The organism is Pseudomonas sp. LBUM1645, from assembly GCF_059716185.1.
This window is the reverse complement of record NZ_CP166811.1, coordinates 4,886,418-4,902,620: the sequence shown is the minus strand read 5'-3', so window position 1 is coordinate 4,902,620 and position 16,203 is coordinate 4,886,418. Positions and strand designations below refer to the sequence as shown.

Here is a 16,203-nt window from a genome sequence, read left to right as displayed (position 1 = left end):
GTGGCAAAACGACCGAGTGTTACGGAGGGTTACAGACAAGACAGCGTTGTCTCCCAAAAAATGGCTGCGCTGCAGGCCACGGTTTTATTGGGCTTGAGCCGTGCGTCATTTTTTTGAAGAGGAATTTGTTACTGACCGCGCGACAGGCGCGCATTGCTACGGGAGGCACTCGGCGGCATAATGTAGCCCCTTTTTTCTGCCCCTACATGTGGAAGGTTCCCGTGACTCAGAAGCCCGACCAGTGTCTTGGTGAATGGATCGACCGTGAAGCACTCGCAGAAGCGATGATTCCGCTTATCGGTCAGCTCTACCGCAATAACAACGTGGTGAGCTCGATCTATGGCCGCAGTCTGATCAACCAGTCTGTCATCGCGATTCTCAAAGCTCACCGCTTTGCTCGCCATCGCCAGTCCGATGACAGCGAATTGTCCGTCCACGAAACATTCCCGCTGCTCAAGGCAATGAGCGAGCTCAAGCTCGGCGCTGCTTCGGTAGATCTGGGCAAGCTGGCTGTCAAATTCAAAGCTGAAGGTAATGGCCGTACCGCCGAAGCGTTCGTCCGTGACGAACTGGCCGATGTGGTCGGCAAGCAGAATGGTTCCGGCCGTACCGGCACCGACGTTGTCCTGTATGGCTTCGGTCGTATCGGTCGTCTGCTGGCGCGCATCCTGATCGAGAAAACCGGTGGTGGCGACGGCCTGCGTCTGCGCGCCATCGTTGTCCGCAAGGGCGCCGAGAACGATCTGGTCAAGCGTGCCAGCCTGCTGCGTCGCGACTCGGTGCACGGTTCGTTCAATGGCACCATCACCATTGATGAAGCCAACAACACCATCACCGCCAACGGCAACCTGATCCAGGTTATCTACGCGAAAAACCCGACTGAAGTGGACTACACCCAGTACGGCATCAAAGACGCGCTGCTGGTGGATAACACCGGTGTATGGCGTGACGCCGAAGGCCTGGGCCAGCACTTGGCTTGCCCGGGTATCGATCGCGTTGTTCTGACCGCGCCTGGCAAAGGCAAGCTGAAGAACATCGTTCACGGCATCAACCACGGTGAAATCACCGCTGATGACAAGATCGTTTCCGCGGCTTCCTGCACCACCAACGCTATCGTGCCGGTGCTCAAAGCCGTCAACGACAAGTTCGGCATCATCAACGGTCACGTTGAAACGGTTCACTCGTACACCAACGATCAGAACCTGATCGACAACTTCCACAAAGGCGATCGCCGTGGCCGTAGCGCCGCGTTGAACATGGTGATCACCGAGACCGGTGCTGCCACCGCTGCTGCCAAGGCCCTGCCTGAGCTGGCCGGCAAGCTGACCGGTAACGCGATCCGCGTTCCGACGCCTAACGTGTCGATGGCCATTCTCAACCTGAACCTTGAGAAAGCCGCCACCCGTGAAGAGATGAACGAGTACCTGCGCTACATGGCGCTGCACTCCGATCTGCATAAGCAAATCGACTACGTCAACTCGCAGGAAGTGGTTTCCACCGACTTCGTTGGCTCGCGCCACGCAGGCGTGGTGGACGCTGAAGCAACCATCAGCCAAGACAACCGCGTTGTTCTGTACGTTTGGTACGACAACGAATTCGGTTACAGCTGCCAGGTGGTTCGCGTGATGGAAGACATGGCCGGTGTAAACCCGCCTGCATTCCCGCGCTAAGCGTCAGCTGCACATGAGAACGCCCCGACTTTGGTCGGGGCGTTTTTGTTTGTGCGTCACTCAGGCGTCGCCAACCACAGCTGCTTGCGCCATCCGCAGTTCATGCCGGTTACCACGGAACAACACCAGCGTCGCAATCAACCCCAGCACCGCCGCACCACTAAGCCAGATCCCCGGTGCCGCCTTGTTGTCCAGCACATGAATCAGGTACGTACAGGCCGCCGGTGTAAACCCGCCGAAGGTTGCTGTCGCCAGGCTGTAGGCCAAAGAGAATCCAGTCGTACGAACTTCCACCGGCATGATCTCTGTCAGCGCCACGACCATGGCGCCGTTGTACGAGCCATACAGGAACGACAGCCACAACTCGACAATCAGCAAATGGCTGAAGCTCGGGTTCGCCACCAGCCATGACAGGGCAGGGTACGCGGTGAGGATCGCCAGTATGGTCGCCGCCAGCAGTAAGGGTTTGCGCCCAATCCTGTCAGACACGGCGCCCATTACCGGCAGCCAGAAAAAGTTCGACAGGCCAATGCACACCGTCACCAGCAAAGCATCCAGATCCGACAAGTGCAGCTCGGCTTTACCGAAGGTCGGGGTGTAGGCGGTGATCAGATAAAACGACACTGTGGTCATCACCACCAATGCCATGCCGGCGATGACGATGCCAAAGTTCTGACTGATCGAGCGGACGACGTCCCGCAGGGTAGGGCGGTGTTTGCGCGCCTGGAATTCCGGGGTTTCTTCCAGCGAGCGACGAATCACGAAGATCACCGGCACGATCATGCACCCGATCAGGAACGGCACGCGCCAGCCCCAGTCGCCCATTTGTTCCGGGCTGAGCCAGTGGTTCAAACCCACGCCAAGCAGGCCGGCGAACACGACCGCCGCTTGCTGACTGGCGGACTGCCAACTGACAAAGAAGCCTTTGCGACCCGGGGTGGAAATCTCAGCGAGGTAGACCGACACACCGCCCAGTTCCACGCCAGCCGAGAAACCTTGCAGCAGGCGACCGAACAGTACGATCAGCGGCGCCGCAACGCCCAGCGTGGCGTAACCCGGTACGCAGGCAATCAGCACCGTGCCGGCGGCCATCATTGCCAGTGTGATGATCAGGCCTTTGCGCCGGCCGTGACGGTCGATGTAGGCCCCGAGGAAAATCGCCCCCAATGGGCGCATCAGGAAACCGGCACCAAAGGTGGCCAGCGACAACATCAAGGAAGCGAAAGCGCTATCGGCAGGAAAGAAGGTTTTAGCGATGGCCGTGGCGTAAAAGCCGTAGACCATAAAGTCGAACATCTCGAGAAAGTTACCGCTGACAACGCGAAAAATCGCTTTGCCTTTGCTCGTGTTGGAAGCCATTTGTAGATACTCACTCTGGTAAATCTTGTTTGGAAGCGCTGCACCTGTGCGAGCCTGAGCCCATAATGGCGGGCGCAGTTTTGAGGGGAGATGAAGATTTGTTAACTGGACGGTGGAGTGGGGTTGTGATGCTGGTCGGCGTTTTGTCCGGTTGTGGCAACGGCGACAGTCTGGAACGCTTCGACGGCCCGACCATGGGCAGCCGTTATTCCATTCAATACGTAAGACATTCCTCCACACCCGGGCCGAAAGCGGTGCAGGCCGAAGTAGAAAAGATCCTCGCCGAAGTGGATCGACAATTCTCGACCTATCGCAGCGACTCGGACATCGAGCGCTTCAACGATCTGCCCGCCAATCATTGTCAGAAAATGCCCGAGCCGATCCTCGAATTGGTTCGCGTCGGCGAGCAACTGTCTTCGCAAAGCGAAGGCTCCTACGACCTGACGGTGGAGCCGCTGCTCAACCTCTGGGGATTCGGCCCGCAGGCGCGTGAGGAAAAGGTCCCGAGCGCCGAAGCGCTGGCCGAGGTGCGGCAGCGCGTCGGTCACAGTCACCTGCGCATCGACGGCGATCAGCTGTGCAAGGACGCCGCGGTCGCGGTCGACTTCAACAGCATCGCCGCTGGCTACGCAGTCGACACTATTGCCGCAAAACTCGAAGCAATGGGCATCCACAACTATCTCGCCGAAGCCACCGGCGAACTCAAGGCTGCCGGCAAAAAACTCGACGGCTCACCGTGGCGCGTCGCTCTGGAAGAACCCCGTGACGACCAGCAAGTGGCCGAGCGCATCATCGCCGTCGACGGTTACGGCGTTTCCACTTCCGGCGACTACCGCAACTATTTCGAGCAGGACGGTCGGCGTTATTCCCACACCTTCGATGCCCGCACCGGGGCGCCGGTCCTACACACCCTGGCGTCAGTCACGGTGATTCATCCTTCAGCATTGATGGCCGATGGCTTATCGACGCTGTTGCTGATTCTGGGTCCCGAAAGGGGTTGGGACTATGCCCAAACGCATGACATCGGTGCATTCTTTGTGATTCGTGCCGATACAGGTTTCGTCACACGAACCAATCAGGCTTTTGAACGCCTGAGTGGCGGAAAAACCGAGTGATCACGGCGATTCAAGCAGCAAAGACTGGCGTTGTAGTGCAGGCAAAACTAGCCTACGACGCGACCAAGGGTTAATGTGCGCGGCGTTGACGCTTATATAGACTGTGTCTGGGTTCTGCACTGGCCCCAAATTGTTCCTTCACGCCGCAGATCGGCGTGATTTAGCCGCAGGTGCCGAGGGCGCCGCGGCCTGTTCTGAGGAGTATGCATGGCTGTCTACAACTACGACGTGGTGGTGCTGGGTTCCGGCCCGGCGGGAGAAGGCGCGGCAATGAACGCCGCCAAAGCAGGGCGCAAGGTGGCGATGGTCGATAGCCGTCGCCAGGTCGGCGGCAACTGCACCCACCTGGGCACCATCCCGTCCAAGGCACTGCGTCACTCGGTCCGGCAGATCATGCAGTTCAACACCAACCCGATGTTCCGGGCCATTGGTGAGCCGCGCTGGTTCTCGTTCCCGGACGTTTTGAAAAGCGCCGAAAAAGTCATCTCCAAACAAGTCGCATCGCGCACCGGCTACTACGCCCGTAACCGCGTCGACGTGTTCTTCGGCACCGGCAGTTTCGCCGATGAGCAAACCATTGAAGTGGTTTGCGCCAACGGCGTGGTCGAAAAACTGGTGGCCAAGCACATCATCATCGCCACCGGTTCGCGTCCTTATCGTCCGGCGGACATCGATTTCCACCACCCACGTATCTACGATAGCGACACCATCCTCAGCCTCGGCCACACCCCGCGCAAACTCATCGTTTACGGCGCTGGCGTGATCGGTTGTGAGTACGCTTCGATCTTCAGCGGTCTGGGTGTATTGGTTGAACTGGTGGATAACCGCGGTCAGTTGCTGAGCTTCCTCGACTCGGAAATTTCCCAGGCCCTGAGCTATCACTTCAGCAACAACAACATCACGGTTCGCCACAACGAAGACTACGACCGCGTCGAAGGCGTGGACAACGGCGTGATCCTGCACCTCAAGTCCGGCAAGAAGATCAAGGCCGACGCCTTGCTCTGGTGCAACGGCCGTACCGGCAACACCGATCAGTTGGGTCTGGAAAACATCGGCGTGAAGGTCAACAGCCGTGGCCAGATCGAAGTGGACGAGGCCTACCGTACCTGCAAGCCGAACATCTACGGCGCCGGTGACGTTATTGGTTGGCCGAGCCTGGCCAGTGCGGCTCACGACCAGGGTCGTTCGGCGGCTGGCAGCATCGTTGACAACCAAAGCTGGCGCTTCGTCAACGACGTGCCGACCGGCATCTACACCATTCCGGAGATCAGCTCGATCGGCAAGAACGAGCAGGAGCTGACTCAAGCCAAGGTGCCGTACGAAGTGGGCAAGGCGTTCTTCAAGGGCATGGCGCGTGCACAGATCGCCGGCGAGCCTCAGGGCATGCTGAAGATTCTGTTCCACCGCGAAACCCTGGAAGTACTCGGCGTTCACTGCTTCGGTTATCAGGCGTCGGAGATCGTTCACATTGGCCAGGCGATCATGAACCAGCCGGGCGAACTGAACACGCTGAAGTACTTCGTCAACACGACGTTCAACTACCCGACCATGGCCGAAGCCTATCGGGTAGCGGCGTACGATGGCCTCAACCGGCTTTTTTGAGTGGCTCCGGCCGGTGGCCTGAGCCGGCCGGGGAGACCGATTTCAGCAATTCTCGAGCGTGGCGCTGGCCAAACCGGGAAAGTCTGTAATCAGGCTGTCAACGCCGAAGTCGGCGAGTCTGCGCATTAGCGCGGGCTCGTTGACTGTCCATACCGACACATGCAGCCCCTGACGCTGCGCCTTCTGCAGGCGTTCCGGCGTACACAGGGTCCAGTTCAGCGCCAGAATCTCACAGCCATAGCTTTGCGCGACCTTCAACGGATCGAGCCAGGCGTACTCGGCCACCAATCCGCGAGACACATCTGGCACGAAGTCCAGCGCAGCTTTCAATACTTCCCGCGAACTCGAGGTGATCGTCACCTTGTCGAGCAGGCCGAAACGCTGAGCCATTTCGCGAATCGCCAGTACGGTAGTCGCGGCGCGGGTGCGCGAAGCGCTTTTGACTTCCAGCTGCCAGTGCTCGAAATCGCATTTCTCGAACAGTTCTTCCAGTCTTGGAATCGGGCACGGTTTGATCCAGCCCGGTCCTCCAGTGCGCGCGTCGTAGGTCACCAACTCGGCCGCCGTGTGTTCGACGACTTTGCCGCGACGGTCGGTGGTGCGCTTGAGTGTCGGGTCGTGGATGACCATCAACTCGCCGTCCATGGACAGGTGCAGGTCCAGTTCGCAGCGGCGCACGCCGTGCTTGAGGCATTGCTGAAAGCTGGTCAGCGTATTTTCCGGTGCTTCGCCCTTGGCGCCGCGATGGCCGTAGATGAGAGTCACGGTTCTTCCTTAAATTAAATGCCTGATTCGTTTTGTTCGCGGGCCAGACGTCGTTCCTGAGCCTGCTTCTGCAAAATGTAGCGGGCCAGCAATTGGCGCTGGGCATCGGTCGGGTATTCGAACTCGGTACCGATGTCGTAGCCGTCGCCTTTGCGATCGCAATGGGTGACCCGGGCTCGCAGCAACAGGCCGAGGGCTTGCGGCATCAGCACCAGTTTGACTGACAGGTGTGCGTCCTCGGCAATGGGCGTCGGATACTGAAACTCGATCCCGCCTTCGGAAATGATCACCGGCTGCGGCTCGCCAATCTGCCCGAGCACAGTGATTGCGATCACCTGGCTCAATAAGTCGATGCGTTTATTCTGGGATTTCAGGAACGCCGCGAGGTTCCGGTCGCGCTCACTGATCTGGCGCAACAGGTGCTGTGACTCGAATTCGCTCAGGTGCAGCTCGCTGAGCAAGTTGAACAGTGGGGAAGCATCCTGCAACACATCCTGGCCTGCGGCTTCGGGAGCGGACAGGGGCCGAATTTCCAGTGCGATCGTGTCCTCGATACGGTAGTATTCGCGGCGATCTTCTTCATCTAATGTCGACATGGCGAACCCATGGTAGCGGCGGTGGTCTGAGTGTAAAGCTGGTTATCGACCCCCGCCACAAGGACGTTCCTTTTCCCTCCGAACAAGCCCCGACATGTTCAGACCTCTCTTCGTATTTATTGGCACGCGTTATACCCGTGCAAAGCGTCGCAATCATTTTGTGTCGTTCATTTCCCTGACTTCAATGATCGGACTCGCCCTCGGCGTGGTCGTGATGATCGTGGTGCTGTCGGTCATGAACGGCTTCGACCATGAGATGCGCACCCGCGTGCTGGGCATGGTGCCCCACGCGACCATCGAGTCCGGTGAACCGATCAGCGACTGGAAAAGCCTGGCCGCCAAGGTCAAGCAGAACCCGCAGGTGACGGCCGTGGCGCCGTTTACCCAGATGCAGGGTTTGCTGACCAACAACGGCAAGGTGTCCAAAGTCCTGCTCAATGCCATCGATCCTGCGCTGGAACGGCAGGTCTCGATCATTGATAACTTCATGCAGCAGGGCAAACTTGATGACCTGGCGCCGGGCAGTTTCGGCATCGTCATCGGTGACAAGGCCGCGGCCAAGTTGGGTGCGGCGATCGGCGACAAGCTGACGTTCGTGGCACCGGAAGTCACCGTGACCCCGGCCGGGATGTTCCCTCGCATGAAACGCTTTACCGTGGTCGGCATCTTCCATGTCGGCGCGGGTGAGCTGGACGGCTATCTGGGCATCACCAATCTGCAGGATCTGGCCAAGCTGCATCGCTGGAAACCGGATCAGGTCCAGGGCATCCGCCTGAAGTTCGACGACCTGTTCCAGGCGCCACGCGTCGCGTGGAGCATCGCCCAGCAACTTGGCGAAGACCATTTCTATGCCCGCGACTGGACGCGCACCCACGGCAATCTGTATCAGGCGATCCGTATGGAAAAAGCCATGATCGGTCTGCTGTTGCTGCTGATCGTCGCTGTTGCCGCGTTCAATATCATTTCCACGTTGGTGATGGTGGTGAACGACAAGAAGGGCGATATCGCGATTCTGCGTACCCTTGGCGCGACGCCGGGTTCGATCATGGCGATCTTCATGGTGCAGGGCACCGTCATTGGAGTGGTCGGGACGCTGATCGGCGCCGTGGTCGGGATCTTCGCCGCGTTGAACGTCAGCGCCGCGATCTCGGCCCTCGAAGGCCTGATCGGGCACAAATTCCTCAACGCCGACGTGTACTTCATCGATTACCTGCCGTCGCAAGTGCAGAGCCAGGATGTGTTGATGGTCTGCGCCGCCGCGTTGGTCCTGAGTTTCCTCGCCACCCTGTATCCAGCCTGGCGTGCCGCGCGCACCCAGCCTGCGGAGGCGCTACGTTATGAGTGAGTTGGGCATGAGTGATAAAGCAATCTTGAGCTGCCGCGACCTGGGCAAATCCTACGAGGAAGGCCCGGAATCGGTAGAGGTTCTGGCCGGTCTGCAGCTGGAGCTGCATCCGGGTGAGCGCGTGGCGATTGTCGGTACGTCGGGCTCGGGCAAAAGTACCTTGCTCAACCTGCTGGGCGGCCTCGATACACCAACCAAGGGCAGCGTCTGGCTGGCCGGTGAAGAGCTGTCGGCGCTAAACGAAAAGGCTCGCGGTTTGCTGCGCAATCGGTCGCTGGGTTTCGTTTACCAGTTCCACCACTTGCTGCCTGAGTTCACCGCGCTGGAAAACGTCTGCATGCCGCTGCTGATCGGCAAGACGGCTATCCCGGAAGCGCGTCAGCGTGCGACGGCATTGCTGGAGCGGGTAGGGCTGGGCCATCGTCTGGAACACAAACCGGCCGAATTGTCCGGTGGTGAGCGTCAGCGTGTGGCCATCGCCCGCGCTCTGGTGAACAAGCCAGGCCTGGTGATGCTCGACGAGCCGACCGGTAACCTCGACTCCCACACCGCCCAGGGCATTCAGGATCTGATGCTGGAACTCAGCACCTCGATGCGCACGGCGTTCCTGGTGGTGACTCACGACATGAACCTGGCTCGCCAGATGGATCGCGTCCTGCATTTGCAGGAAGGTTACCTGACGCCCATCTGATTGGCCGAAACCCGACGTACTGAACAGTACGTCGGGTCTTTTATTTTTATACGGTGCCCAGCGAATGTTCAGACCGTTATCGATCTTCATCGGCGCGCGCTATACCCGCGCCAAGCGCCGCAATCGCTTTGTTTCCTTCATCTCGATGACCTCGATGATCGGCCTCGCCCTGGGCGTGCTGGCGATGATCGTGGTGCTGTCGGTGATGAACGGCTTCCAGCGCGAAATGAGCTCGCGCATCCTCGGCATGGTGCCTCACGCGACTATCGTCGGCGTCAACCCGATCGATGATTGGCAGCCCGTCGCAGCGGCGGCCATGAAGAATCCTGAAGTGACGGCCGCCGTGCCGTTCACCGAGATGGAAGGCATGCTGTCCTACAAGGGGACGATGCAGCCGATCCAGGTCAGCGGCGTTGATCCGGCGCTGGAAGGCAAGGTGTCGATCGTCGCCCAGCACATTGTTCAGGGCCGTCTCGATGCCTTGAAACCGGGTGAGTTCGGCGTGGTGATCGGCGAGATCACGGCTCGACGCTTCCGCTTGAACGTCGGCGACAAGATCACCCTGATCGTGCCGGAAGTCAGCACTGCACCGGGCGGCATCACTCCGCGCATGCAGCGGTTGAACGTGGTCGGCGTGTTCAAGGTTGGCGCCGAACTGGACGGTTCCATGGCGCTGATCCACGTGGCCGATGCCGCGCAGATGCAGCACTGGGCACCTAATCAGGTACAGAGCGTGCGCCTGGCGGTAAAGGATTTATACGCTGCGCCGAAGGTTTCCAGCGATATTGCTGGCGGGCTGGGCACTGCTTACAAGGCTGATGACTGGACTCACACGCAGGGCAGTCTGTTCAGTGCGATGAAGATGGAAAAAACCATGATCGGCCTGCTGTTGCTGATGATCGTCGCCGTGGCGGCGTTCAACATCATCGCAACCCTGATCATGGTGGTGAACGACAAGGGCGCGGATATCGCGATCCTGCGGACCATCGGCGCCACGCCGCGGCAGATCATGGCGATCTTCATGGTGCAGGGCACCGTGATCGGGGTTGTCGGTACGTTGATTGGTGGTGTGCTTGGCGTGATTGCGGCGCTGAACGTCAGTGAGCTGGTGGGCTGGATGGAGCGGGTCAGCGGGCAGCACATCTTCAGTTCCGACGTGTACTTCGTCAGTAACCTGCCGTCCGAACTGCAGGGGGCGGATGTGGTGTTGATCTGCTCCGCCGGGTTCATTCTGAGCTTCCTCGCCACGGTTTACCCGGCATGGCGTGCAGCGAAAGTCGAGCCGGCTACCGCGTTGCGGTATTCGTAGTCTGATAGACCGCTTTCGCGAGCAAGCCCGCTCCCACATTAGATCTGAGTCAACTCGGTCAAATGTGGGAGCCGAGCTTGCTCGCGATGGGGCCAGACCTGCTGGCCTCAATCCCCCTTAGGCAACTCAATCACAAACCGCGTCCATCCGTTATCCGATTCACAACGAATCTGCCCGCCATGGGCGCGGATGATTGACTGAGTGATCGCCAACCCCAATCCCGCATGTTCACTAATGCCTTCCTGGCGCGCCGGATCAGCCCGGTAGAAACGATCAAATAAACGCGGCAGCAACGCCCGGTCAATTCCGTCGCCGCTGTTCTCGACCGTCAAGCTCAACCCCTTAGGCTGATCAACAATCCGCACCCGAACCTCGCCTTCGACCGGCGTAAACCGCAACGCATTGTCCAGCAAATTGGAAAGCGCCCGCCGCAACATGCTGCGATCGCCCTCCATGCGCGCACTGCCTTCACGACTCAACCTGACCTGAGCGTCCTCCGCCAACGGCGCAAAAAACTCCAGCAATAGATCCGCTTCTTCCGCCAGCTCCAGCGGTTCGCGCTTGGGCATCAACAACCCGTGGTCAGCCTTGGCCAGGTACAACATGTCGTTGACCAGTTGCGCCATCCATTGCAGTTCTTCGAGATTGCTGTGCAGTGCTTCGCGGTAATCCTCAATGGGGCGTGGGCGGGTGAGGGTGACCTGGGTGTGGGTCAGCAGGTTCGACAATGGCGTGCGCAATTCATGGGCGATGTCGGCGGAGAAGGCCGAGAGCCGCTGAAAAGAGTCGTCTAGGCGTCCGAGCATGGCATTGAAGTTGTGGGCCATTTCCGCGAGTTCTGGCGGCATGTTTTCTTCGGGCAGGCGTACATTGAGCGATTGCGCTGAAACGCCGCTGGCAACTGCACTCATGCGCCGTAATGGCCGCAATCCACTGCGCGCGGCCCAGGCACCGAGCAGGGCAGTGGCCAGTGCTGACAAACCGACCGTCAGCCAGATCAGGTGCTGCATGCGTTGCAGAAAGTGCTGGTGATGGGTGATGTCCAGCAGCAAGGTCAACTGCGGCGAGTCAGGTTTGTCGAGGTACAACGGAGCGTTGAGGACGCGGTAGTCCGTACCTTCGCTGCTCACCGTGGACAAACCCGGTTGAGTCGGCAATGCCTGGGGCAGGTGCGTTGAGCTGTCATACCAGCGCTTGCCGTCGCTGCCAGTGATTCGTAGCGACAGATCAGCCTGTCGGCTCAGTTCATCTGCCAGTTTGATTTCGCTTTCACTCGACTGAATGTCGTGAAGTGCCCGACGCAAACCAATCAACTTGCCGTCGAGCAACTGCTGATCGAGCTCAACGAAATGCGCTTCACTGGCCCGACTGAACAACACCCCGGCAAACAGCGACACCACGGCGGTGCACGCTGCAAACAGCAGCGCCAGGCGAGTGCTTAACGAAAGTCGACGCATCAGGCGGGGCGCTCTTCAAGGACGTAACCCATGCCGCGCACGGTGTGAATCAACTTGTTGGGGAATTCATCGTCGATCTTCAGGCGCAAACGACGGATCGCCACTTCGATGACGTTGGTGTCACTGTCGAAATTCATGTCCCAGACCTGGGAAGCGATCAACGACTTGGGCAGGACTTCACCCTGCCTGCGCAGGAGCATTTCCAGCAGGGTGAATTCCTTGGCCGTCAGGTCAATGCGCTGACCGCTGCGTTCGACCCGACGGCGGATCAGGTCCAGACGCAAGTCCGCCAGTTGCAGGCTGGTTTCCTGAGGTGTGGCGTTACCACGGCGCAACAGGCTGCGGACCCGGGCCAGCAGTTCGGAGAAGGCGAAAGGCTTGACCAGGTAATCGTCGGCGCCCAGTTCCAGGCCGTGGACCCTGTCCTCCACCGCGTCTCGCGCTGTCAGAAACAGTACCGGCGTGTCGAGGCCGGCACCGCGCACCGCTTGCAGAATCTGCCAGCCATCGCGACCGGGCAGCATCACATCAAGGATCAACAGCGCGTAGTCGCCGGTCAGCGCCAGTTGCTGGCCGGTGCTGCCGTCCGCCACCAATTCAGTATTGAAACCGGCCTCGGTCAGGCCTTGGCGCAAGTAGTGGCCGGTTTTCGGTTGGTCTTCGACGATCAGCAGTTTCATGGGCGACTCGAGGCAAATGGAACGAACGCTTTATACCGTGGGCAGCGTTAATACAGGTCAACCTGACAAAGTTGTAATCTGGCTGTCAGGTTGCGGGCAGTCGCAGCAGTTTAGAGTTTTCCACAGGCTGAACCTTATCTTGTTGGAGTACGACTATGTTTTTGCGCAAATCACTGGTGCGCGTCGCGTGTTTGCTGGCGTTGAGCTCGCCGGCGTGGGCTGCCCCGGCGCATACCTATGACTTCGGTCAGCCGGCCCCGGCGGCAAAGGCGACTCGCAGCATTGAAGTGGTCATGGGTGACATGTCGTTCACACCGAAGGCGATTGATATCAAGGCCGGTGAGACAGTTCGTTTTGTGTTGGTGAATAAAGGGCAGTTGCTGCACGAATTCAACCTCGGTGACGCGGCAATGCACGCCAAACATCAGCAGGAAATGATGAAGATGCAGCAGAGCGGCATGCTGATGCCTACAGGCATGAAGGAAATGGACCACGGCGCCATGGCCGGTATGGGGCATGAAATGAAGCACGACGATCCCAATAGCGTGCTCGTCGAGCCGGGCAAGACCGCCGAGCTGACCTGGACCTTCACCAAGGCCACCAACCTGGAATTTGCCTGCAACATCCCCGGTCATTACCAGGCCGGCATGGTCGGCAAGTTGACTGTCAGTCAGTAAGCACTCAAAGGCGGGAGCAAAGGCTGGTAGAATCCGCTGATTCTTCAGTCAGGTTTCCGCCATGCATCCCGCAGCCGAACACTCGCCGCTGGGCAAATCCAGCGAATACATCGCCACCTACACGCCGTCCTTGCTGTTCCCGATCCCGCGCACCGCGAAATGGGCCGAGCTGGGCCTGACGGCTGAAACCCTGCCATACAAGGGCGTGGATTTCTGGAACTGCTTCGAGCTGTCGTGGCTGTTGCCGTCCGGCAAGCCAGTGGTGGCGATTGGCGAGTTCATTATCCCGGCGGATTCGCCGAATATCATCGAATCGAAGTCGTTCAAGCTGTACCTCAACTCCCTGAACCAGACTCCATTTGCCGACACCGCGAGCCTTGAAGCGACGTTGGCCAAAGACCTGTCGGCCGCTGCCGGTAAACCGGTCGGCGTGCGGATTCGCAGCCTCAAGGACGTCGAGGCTGAAGGCGTCGTGGCATTGCCGGGCGTGTGCATTGATGATCTGGACATCAGCGTCAGCAACTATGAGCATCCGCGTCCGGAATTGCTGCGTTGCGATGAATCGCGCATCGTCGAGGAGAGCGTGCACAGCCATTTGCTCAAATCCAACTGCCCGGTCACCAGTCAGCCGGACTGGGGCAGCGTGGCGGTGGAATACCGTGGCGCGGCGCTGGATCACGCGAGCTTGCTGGAATACATCGTGAGCTTCCGTCAGCACTCCGACTTCCACGAGCAGTGCGTGGAGCGGATCTTTCTCGACCTGCAGCGGTTGTTGAAACCGGAGAAATTGACGGTGTATGCGCGGTATGTACGCCGCGGTGGGTTGGACATCAACCCGTATCGCAGCACTGAAACCGTTCAACTGCCAAACCACCGTCTGGTCCGCCAATAAGATCAAAAGATCGCAGCCTTCGGCAGCTCCTACATTGGAATGCATTCCCCTGTAGGAGCTGCCGCAGGCTGCGATCTTTTGATTTCAACGCTGGAGATGAAAAAGCCCCGCTATCACTAGCGGGGCTTTTGCGTATTCGGGGTTCAGATCCCCATGTTGGCCAGCGCTTGCACGATGTTGCGCAAGGTGCCGGCCAGGGTTGGGTGTTCGATTTCGAAACGCTCGACGGCCAGGTTCACATTGTCGGAGAGGCTGGAGTCCTGGGTTTTGGTTTCCAGCTCAATTTCCAGTTCGATTTGTTGCATCAGCGCGTGCAGGTCTTCGCGCTCGGCTTCGGTCAGCGGTGGATTCTGTTCCAATTGCTCGCGCAGAGTATTGAGTTGTTGTTGCAGTTCGCGGGCAGGCATGGCGTTCTTCCTTTTATCGATAGGCACTGGCATAGACCGCAGCAGCACGCCAAAGGTCTATGGCTTGACCTTTAGATTAATCCACTCGCGCGCAACCTGCATGATCTCGATCAGGGCTTTTCGCCCTTGAGCCGGCGCAGGCTGATGTCGGCCAGGCAGGTGTCGAGTTCACCGAGGTGATCGATTACCGAATGCACACCCAGACCGAACAGTTGCATCGTTGCCTTGCCGCGTTTGAATTCCCGTTCCTGCTGAGTCAGCGCCTGCCATTCGTTGGGCGCCAGGCCGCAGAGTGAGCCGCAGGACGCCAGCCCAATCGTCCACAATCCGGCATTGAGCCCCGCTTGCAGCAATCGCGGTTCGCCGCTGACCAACACGCAACCCTCCAGTCGTTCAACATTCAATGTCATTAGGGCTTGCCAGCAGGCATGCGGTGCCGGCCATGGATTGTTTGTTTCGGGGTGTTGCGAGGGTTTGATCCATGAAGGCAAGGCAGCGGCCAGGGAATGGCTGAGGGCAGGGGGGAGTTCATCGAGCCAGGCACAGGGAATCTGCTGATGCTGCAAGCTGCGCAGGCTATCCAGCGCGCCGGGCGTGACCTCGGCGTGCATGGCAGAGGGGACGCCGTGTGCGCGTGTGCGGGCGCCGAAATCCACCAGGCAACCACTGAGGCCGAACAGGACGGCGGTCAGGCTGGGAGCAATGTGGGGCAAGGTTTCGGCGTGCGGCATATCAACGTCCCTGAAATAGCCTCAAGGCTAGGGGGCGACGGTGACAGTTGAGTGACACTGATGTGAATCGCTCACAATCATCACGAATGATCCGCAGGCTGCCTCGCACAGTGCTGCCTTAAGCGGCTTTTCCGTCTTATACTAGCCCGCTTAACGCTTGGGCCAAGCGCCCGCGCCAGTACAATCCAAGGAGTTTTTCTATGCGCTGGAGCAATCATCTAGCTCAGTTTTGTGTGTTTACCAGCGTATTGCTGGTTCCGTTCGTTGCCCAGGCAGCCTCGGAAGACGACCCTTGGGAAAGCATCAACCGCCCGATCTACAAGTTCAACGATGTGCTCGACACCTATGCGCTGAAGCCTTTGGCCCAGGGATATCAGTTTGTGACGCCGCAGTTCCTTGAAGACGGCATCCACAACATGTTTCGCAACGTCGGTGAAGTCACCAACCTTGCCAACGATATCTTGCAGGTCAAACCGGCCGCCGCTGGCGTTGACACCGCACGCTTGATCTTCAACACCACCTTCGGCCTGCTGGGCTTCTTCGATGTGGGCACCAAAATGGGCCTGCAACGCAATGACGAAGACTTCGGCCAGACCCTCGGCTACTGGGGCGTCGGCAGCGGCCCGTACGTGATGCTGCCGCTTCTGGGCCCAAGCACCCTGCGTGACGCGCCGTCCAAGTATGTCGACGGCTACACCGGCCCGTACCCTTACATCAACGACGTACCCGTGCGTAACTCGATCTTCGGCCTGAACATCATCGACACCCGCGCCAATCTGCTGTCGAGCGAGAAGCTGATCACTGGCGACAAGTACACCTTCATCCGCAATGCGTACCTGCAGAACCGCGAATTCAAAGTCAAAGACGGCCAGGTCGAAGACGATTTTTGATCTCGACCGGTAAAACG

Annotated in this window: 16 protein-coding genes; 9 read left to right on the top strand and 7 right to left on the bottom strand. The window is 59.1% G+C overall.

Translation table 11 applies throughout. From position 1 onward, the window contains the following. Nucleotides 1-206: 206 nt before the first annotated feature. Nucleotides 207-1,670 carry a glyceraldehyde-3-phosphate dehydrogenase gene (locus tag ACA079_RS22200; protein ID WP_497700962.1) on the top strand — a complete coding sequence of 488 codons (1,464 nt, stop codon included), beginning with the start codon at nucleotides 207-209 and terminating at the stop codon, nucleotides 1,668-1,670. Nucleotides 1,671-1,730: 60 nt separating this feature from the next. Here ACA079_RS22200 and ACA079_RS22195 read toward each other — a convergent pair whose 3' ends face one another. Beyond that, nucleotides 1,731-3,029, bottom strand: coding sequence for an MFS transporter (locus tag ACA079_RS22195; RefSeq protein ID WP_497700961.1), 1,299 nt, complete (start codon nucleotides 3,027-3,029; stop codon nucleotides 1,731-1,733). A gap of 128 nt (nucleotides 3,030-3,157) precedes the next feature. On the opposite strand from ACA079_RS22195, the gene ACA079_RS22190 reads away from it, so the two are divergent. Continuing rightward, nucleotides 3,158-4,144, top strand: coding sequence for an FAD:protein FMN transferase (locus tag ACA079_RS22190; protein ID WP_497700960.1), 987 nt, complete (start codon nucleotides 3,158-3,160; stop codon nucleotides 4,142-4,144). A gap of 207 nt (nucleotides 4,145-4,351) precedes the next feature. Next, entirely contained in the window at nucleotides 4,352-5,746 is a 1,395-nt protein-coding gene (gene sthA / locus ACA079_RS22185) for a Si-specific NAD(P)(+) transhydrogenase (protein WP_497700959.1), read from the top strand. Between the two features lie 42 nt (nucleotides 5,747-5,788). Here the strand turns inward: sthA and ACA079_RS22180 are convergent, their stop codons facing one another. Together ACA079_RS22180 and ACA079_RS22175 are read right to left on the bottom strand one after the other, a co-directional pair. Next, nucleotides 5,789-6,511 (bottom strand): glycerophosphodiester phosphodiesterase, encoded by a 723-nt coding sequence (locus tag ACA079_RS22180; protein ID WP_497700958.1) that lies wholly within the window; start codon nucleotides 6,509-6,511, stop codon nucleotides 5,789-5,791. A 14-nt stretch (nucleotides 6,512-6,525) separates the two neighbouring features. Next, nucleotides 6,526-7,107, bottom strand: coding sequence for a PilZ domain-containing protein (locus tag ACA079_RS22175; protein ID WP_497700957.1), 582 nt, complete (start codon nucleotides 7,105-7,107; stop codon nucleotides 6,526-6,528). A 94-nt stretch (nucleotides 7,108-7,201) separates the two neighbouring features. Here ACA079_RS22175 and ACA079_RS22170 point away from each other — a divergent pair, with 94 nt between their 5' ends. The 3 genes from ACA079_RS22170 to ACA079_RS22160 all read left to right on the top strand — a co-directional run bounded on the left by ACA079_RS22170 (nucleotide 7,202) and on the right by ACA079_RS22160 (nucleotide 10,452). Beyond that, the gene (locus ACA079_RS22170; protein ID WP_461997623.1) at nucleotides 7,202-8,452 is read left to right on the top strand and encodes a lipoprotein-releasing ABC transporter permease subunit; all 1,251 of its coding nucleotides are present in this window, start codon (nucleotides 7,202-7,204) and stop codon (nucleotides 8,450-8,452) included. Between the two features lie 7 nt (nucleotides 8,453-8,459). After that, nucleotides 8,460-9,143, top strand: coding sequence for a lipoprotein-releasing ABC transporter ATP-binding protein LolD (lolD, locus tag ACA079_RS22165; RefSeq protein WP_176471549.1), 684 nt, complete (start codon nucleotides 8,460-8,462; stop codon nucleotides 9,141-9,143). 64 nt (nucleotides 9,144-9,207) lie between these two features. After that, the gene (locus tag ACA079_RS22160) at nucleotides 9,208-10,452 is read left to right on the top strand and encodes a lipoprotein-releasing ABC transporter permease subunit (RefSeq protein WP_095128737.1); all 1,245 of its coding nucleotides are present in this window, start codon (nucleotides 9,208-9,210) and stop codon (nucleotides 10,450-10,452) included. Between the two features lie 107 nt (nucleotides 10,453-10,559). Here the strand turns inward: ACA079_RS22160 and ACA079_RS22155 are convergent, their stop codons facing one another. Both ACA079_RS22155 and ACA079_RS22150 read right to left on the bottom strand, forming a co-directional pair. Continuing rightward, nucleotides 10,560-11,909 carry a heavy metal sensor histidine kinase gene (locus ACA079_RS22155; protein WP_497700956.1) on the bottom strand — a complete coding sequence of 450 codons (1,350 nt, stop codon included), beginning with the start codon at nucleotides 11,907-11,909 and terminating at the stop codon, nucleotides 10,560-10,562. Next, complete coding sequence (locus ACA079_RS22150) at nucleotides 11,909-12,589, bottom strand: heavy metal response regulator transcription factor (protein ID WP_497700955.1); 681 nt, start codon at nucleotides 12,587-12,589, stop codon at nucleotides 11,909-11,911. The genes ACA079_RS22155 and ACA079_RS22150 overlap by 1 nt, the downstream gene beginning before the upstream one ends. Before the next feature lie 155 nt (nucleotides 12,590-12,744). Between ACA079_RS22150 and copI the strand changes: the two genes are divergently transcribed. Beyond that, complete coding sequence (gene copI, locus ACA079_RS22145) at nucleotides 12,745-13,266, top strand: copper-resistant cuproprotein CopI (RefSeq protein WP_497700954.1); 522 nt, start codon at nucleotides 12,745-12,747, stop codon at nucleotides 13,264-13,266. A 61-nt stretch (nucleotides 13,267-13,327) separates the two neighbouring features. Continuing rightward, nucleotides 13,328-14,158: an NADPH-dependent 7-cyano-7-deazaguanine reductase QueF gene (gene queF / locus ACA079_RS22140; RefSeq protein WP_497700953.1), complete on the top strand. Its 831-nt coding sequence runs from the start codon at nucleotides 13,328-13,330 to the stop codon at nucleotides 14,156-14,158. A 143-nt stretch (nucleotides 14,159-14,301) separates the two neighbouring features. On the opposite strand, the gene ACA079_RS22135 is transcribed toward queF, so the two are convergent. Together ACA079_RS22135 and pcrP are read right to left on the bottom strand one after the other, a co-directional pair. Continuing rightward, on the bottom strand, nucleotides 14,302-14,565 hold the full coding sequence (locus ACA079_RS22135) for a DUF4404 family protein (RefSeq protein WP_129442940.1): 264 nt from the start codon (nucleotides 14,563-14,565) through the stop codon (nucleotides 14,302-14,304). Between the two features lie 110 nt (nucleotides 14,566-14,675). Continuing rightward, nucleotides 14,676-15,296 (bottom strand): HAD superfamily inactivated hydrolase PcrP, encoded by a 621-nt coding sequence (pcrP, locus tag ACA079_RS22130; protein ID WP_497700952.1) that lies wholly within the window; start codon nucleotides 15,294-15,296, stop codon nucleotides 14,676-14,678. Nucleotides 15,297-15,496: 200 nt separating this feature from the next. On the opposite strand from pcrP, the gene ACA079_RS22125 reads away from it, so the two are divergent. Further along, nucleotides 15,497-16,186 (top strand): MlaA family lipoprotein, encoded by a 690-nt coding sequence (locus tag ACA079_RS22125; RefSeq protein WP_497700951.1) that lies wholly within the window; start codon nucleotides 15,497-15,499, stop codon nucleotides 16,184-16,186. The last annotated feature ends 17 nt before the right edge of the window (nucleotides 16,187-16,203 follow it).

Bases quoted from the DNA above. Each gene is read 5' to 3' on its own strand.
- queF (WP_497700953.1), top strand. From the start codon at position 13,328: ATGCATCCCGCAGCCGAACACTCGCCGCTGGGCAAATCCAGCGAATAC.
- ACA079_RS22170 (WP_461997623.1), top strand. From the start codon at position 7,202: ATGTTCAGACCTCTCTTCGTATTTATTGGCACGCGTTATACCCGTGCA.
- ACA079_RS22195 (WP_497700961.1), bottom strand. From the start codon at position 3,029: ATGGCTTCCAACACGAGCAAAGGCAAAGCGATTTTTCGCGTTGTCAGC.
- sthA (WP_497700959.1), top strand. From the start codon at position 4,352: ATGGCTGTCTACAACTACGACGTGGTGGTGCTGGGTTCCGGCCCGGCG.
- ACA079_RS22150 (WP_497700955.1), bottom strand. From the start codon at position 12,589: ATGAAACTGCTGATCGTCGAAGACCAACCGAAAACCGGCCACTACTTG.
- ACA079_RS22125 (WP_497700951.1), top strand. From the start codon at position 15,497: ATGCGCTGGAGCAATCATCTAGCTCAGTTTTGTGTGTTTACCAGCGTA.
- ACA079_RS22190 (WP_497700960.1), top strand. From the start codon at position 3,158: ATGCTGGTCGGCGTTTTGTCCGGTTGTGGCAACGGCGACAGTCTGGAA.
- ACA079_RS22175 (WP_497700957.1), bottom strand. From the start codon at position 7,107: ATGTCGACATTAGATGAAGAAGATCGCCGCGAATACTACCGTATCGAG.
- ACA079_RS22155 (WP_497700956.1), bottom strand. From the start codon at position 11,909: ATGCGTCGACTTTCGTTAAGCACTCGCCTGGCGCTGCTGTTTGCAGCG.
- copI (WP_497700954.1), top strand. From the start codon at position 12,745: ATGTTTTTGCGCAAATCACTGGTGCGCGTCGCGTGTTTGCTGGCGTTG.
- ACA079_RS22160 (WP_095128737.1), top strand. From the start codon at position 9,208: ATGTTCAGACCGTTATCGATCTTCATCGGCGCGCGCTATACCCGCGCC.
- pcrP (WP_497700952.1), bottom strand. From the start codon at position 15,296: ATGCCGCACGCCGAAACCTTGCCCCACATTGCTCCCAGCCTGACCGCC.
- ACA079_RS22200 (WP_497700962.1), top strand. From the start codon at position 207: ATGTGGAAGGTTCCCGTGACTCAGAAGCCCGACCAGTGTCTTGGTGAA.
- lolD (WP_176471549.1), top strand. From the start codon at position 8,460: ATGAGTGATAAAGCAATCTTGAGCTGCCGCGACCTGGGCAAATCCTAC.
- ACA079_RS22135 (WP_129442940.1), bottom strand. From the start codon at position 14,565: ATGCCTGCCCGCGAACTGCAACAACAACTCAATACTCTGCGCGAGCAA.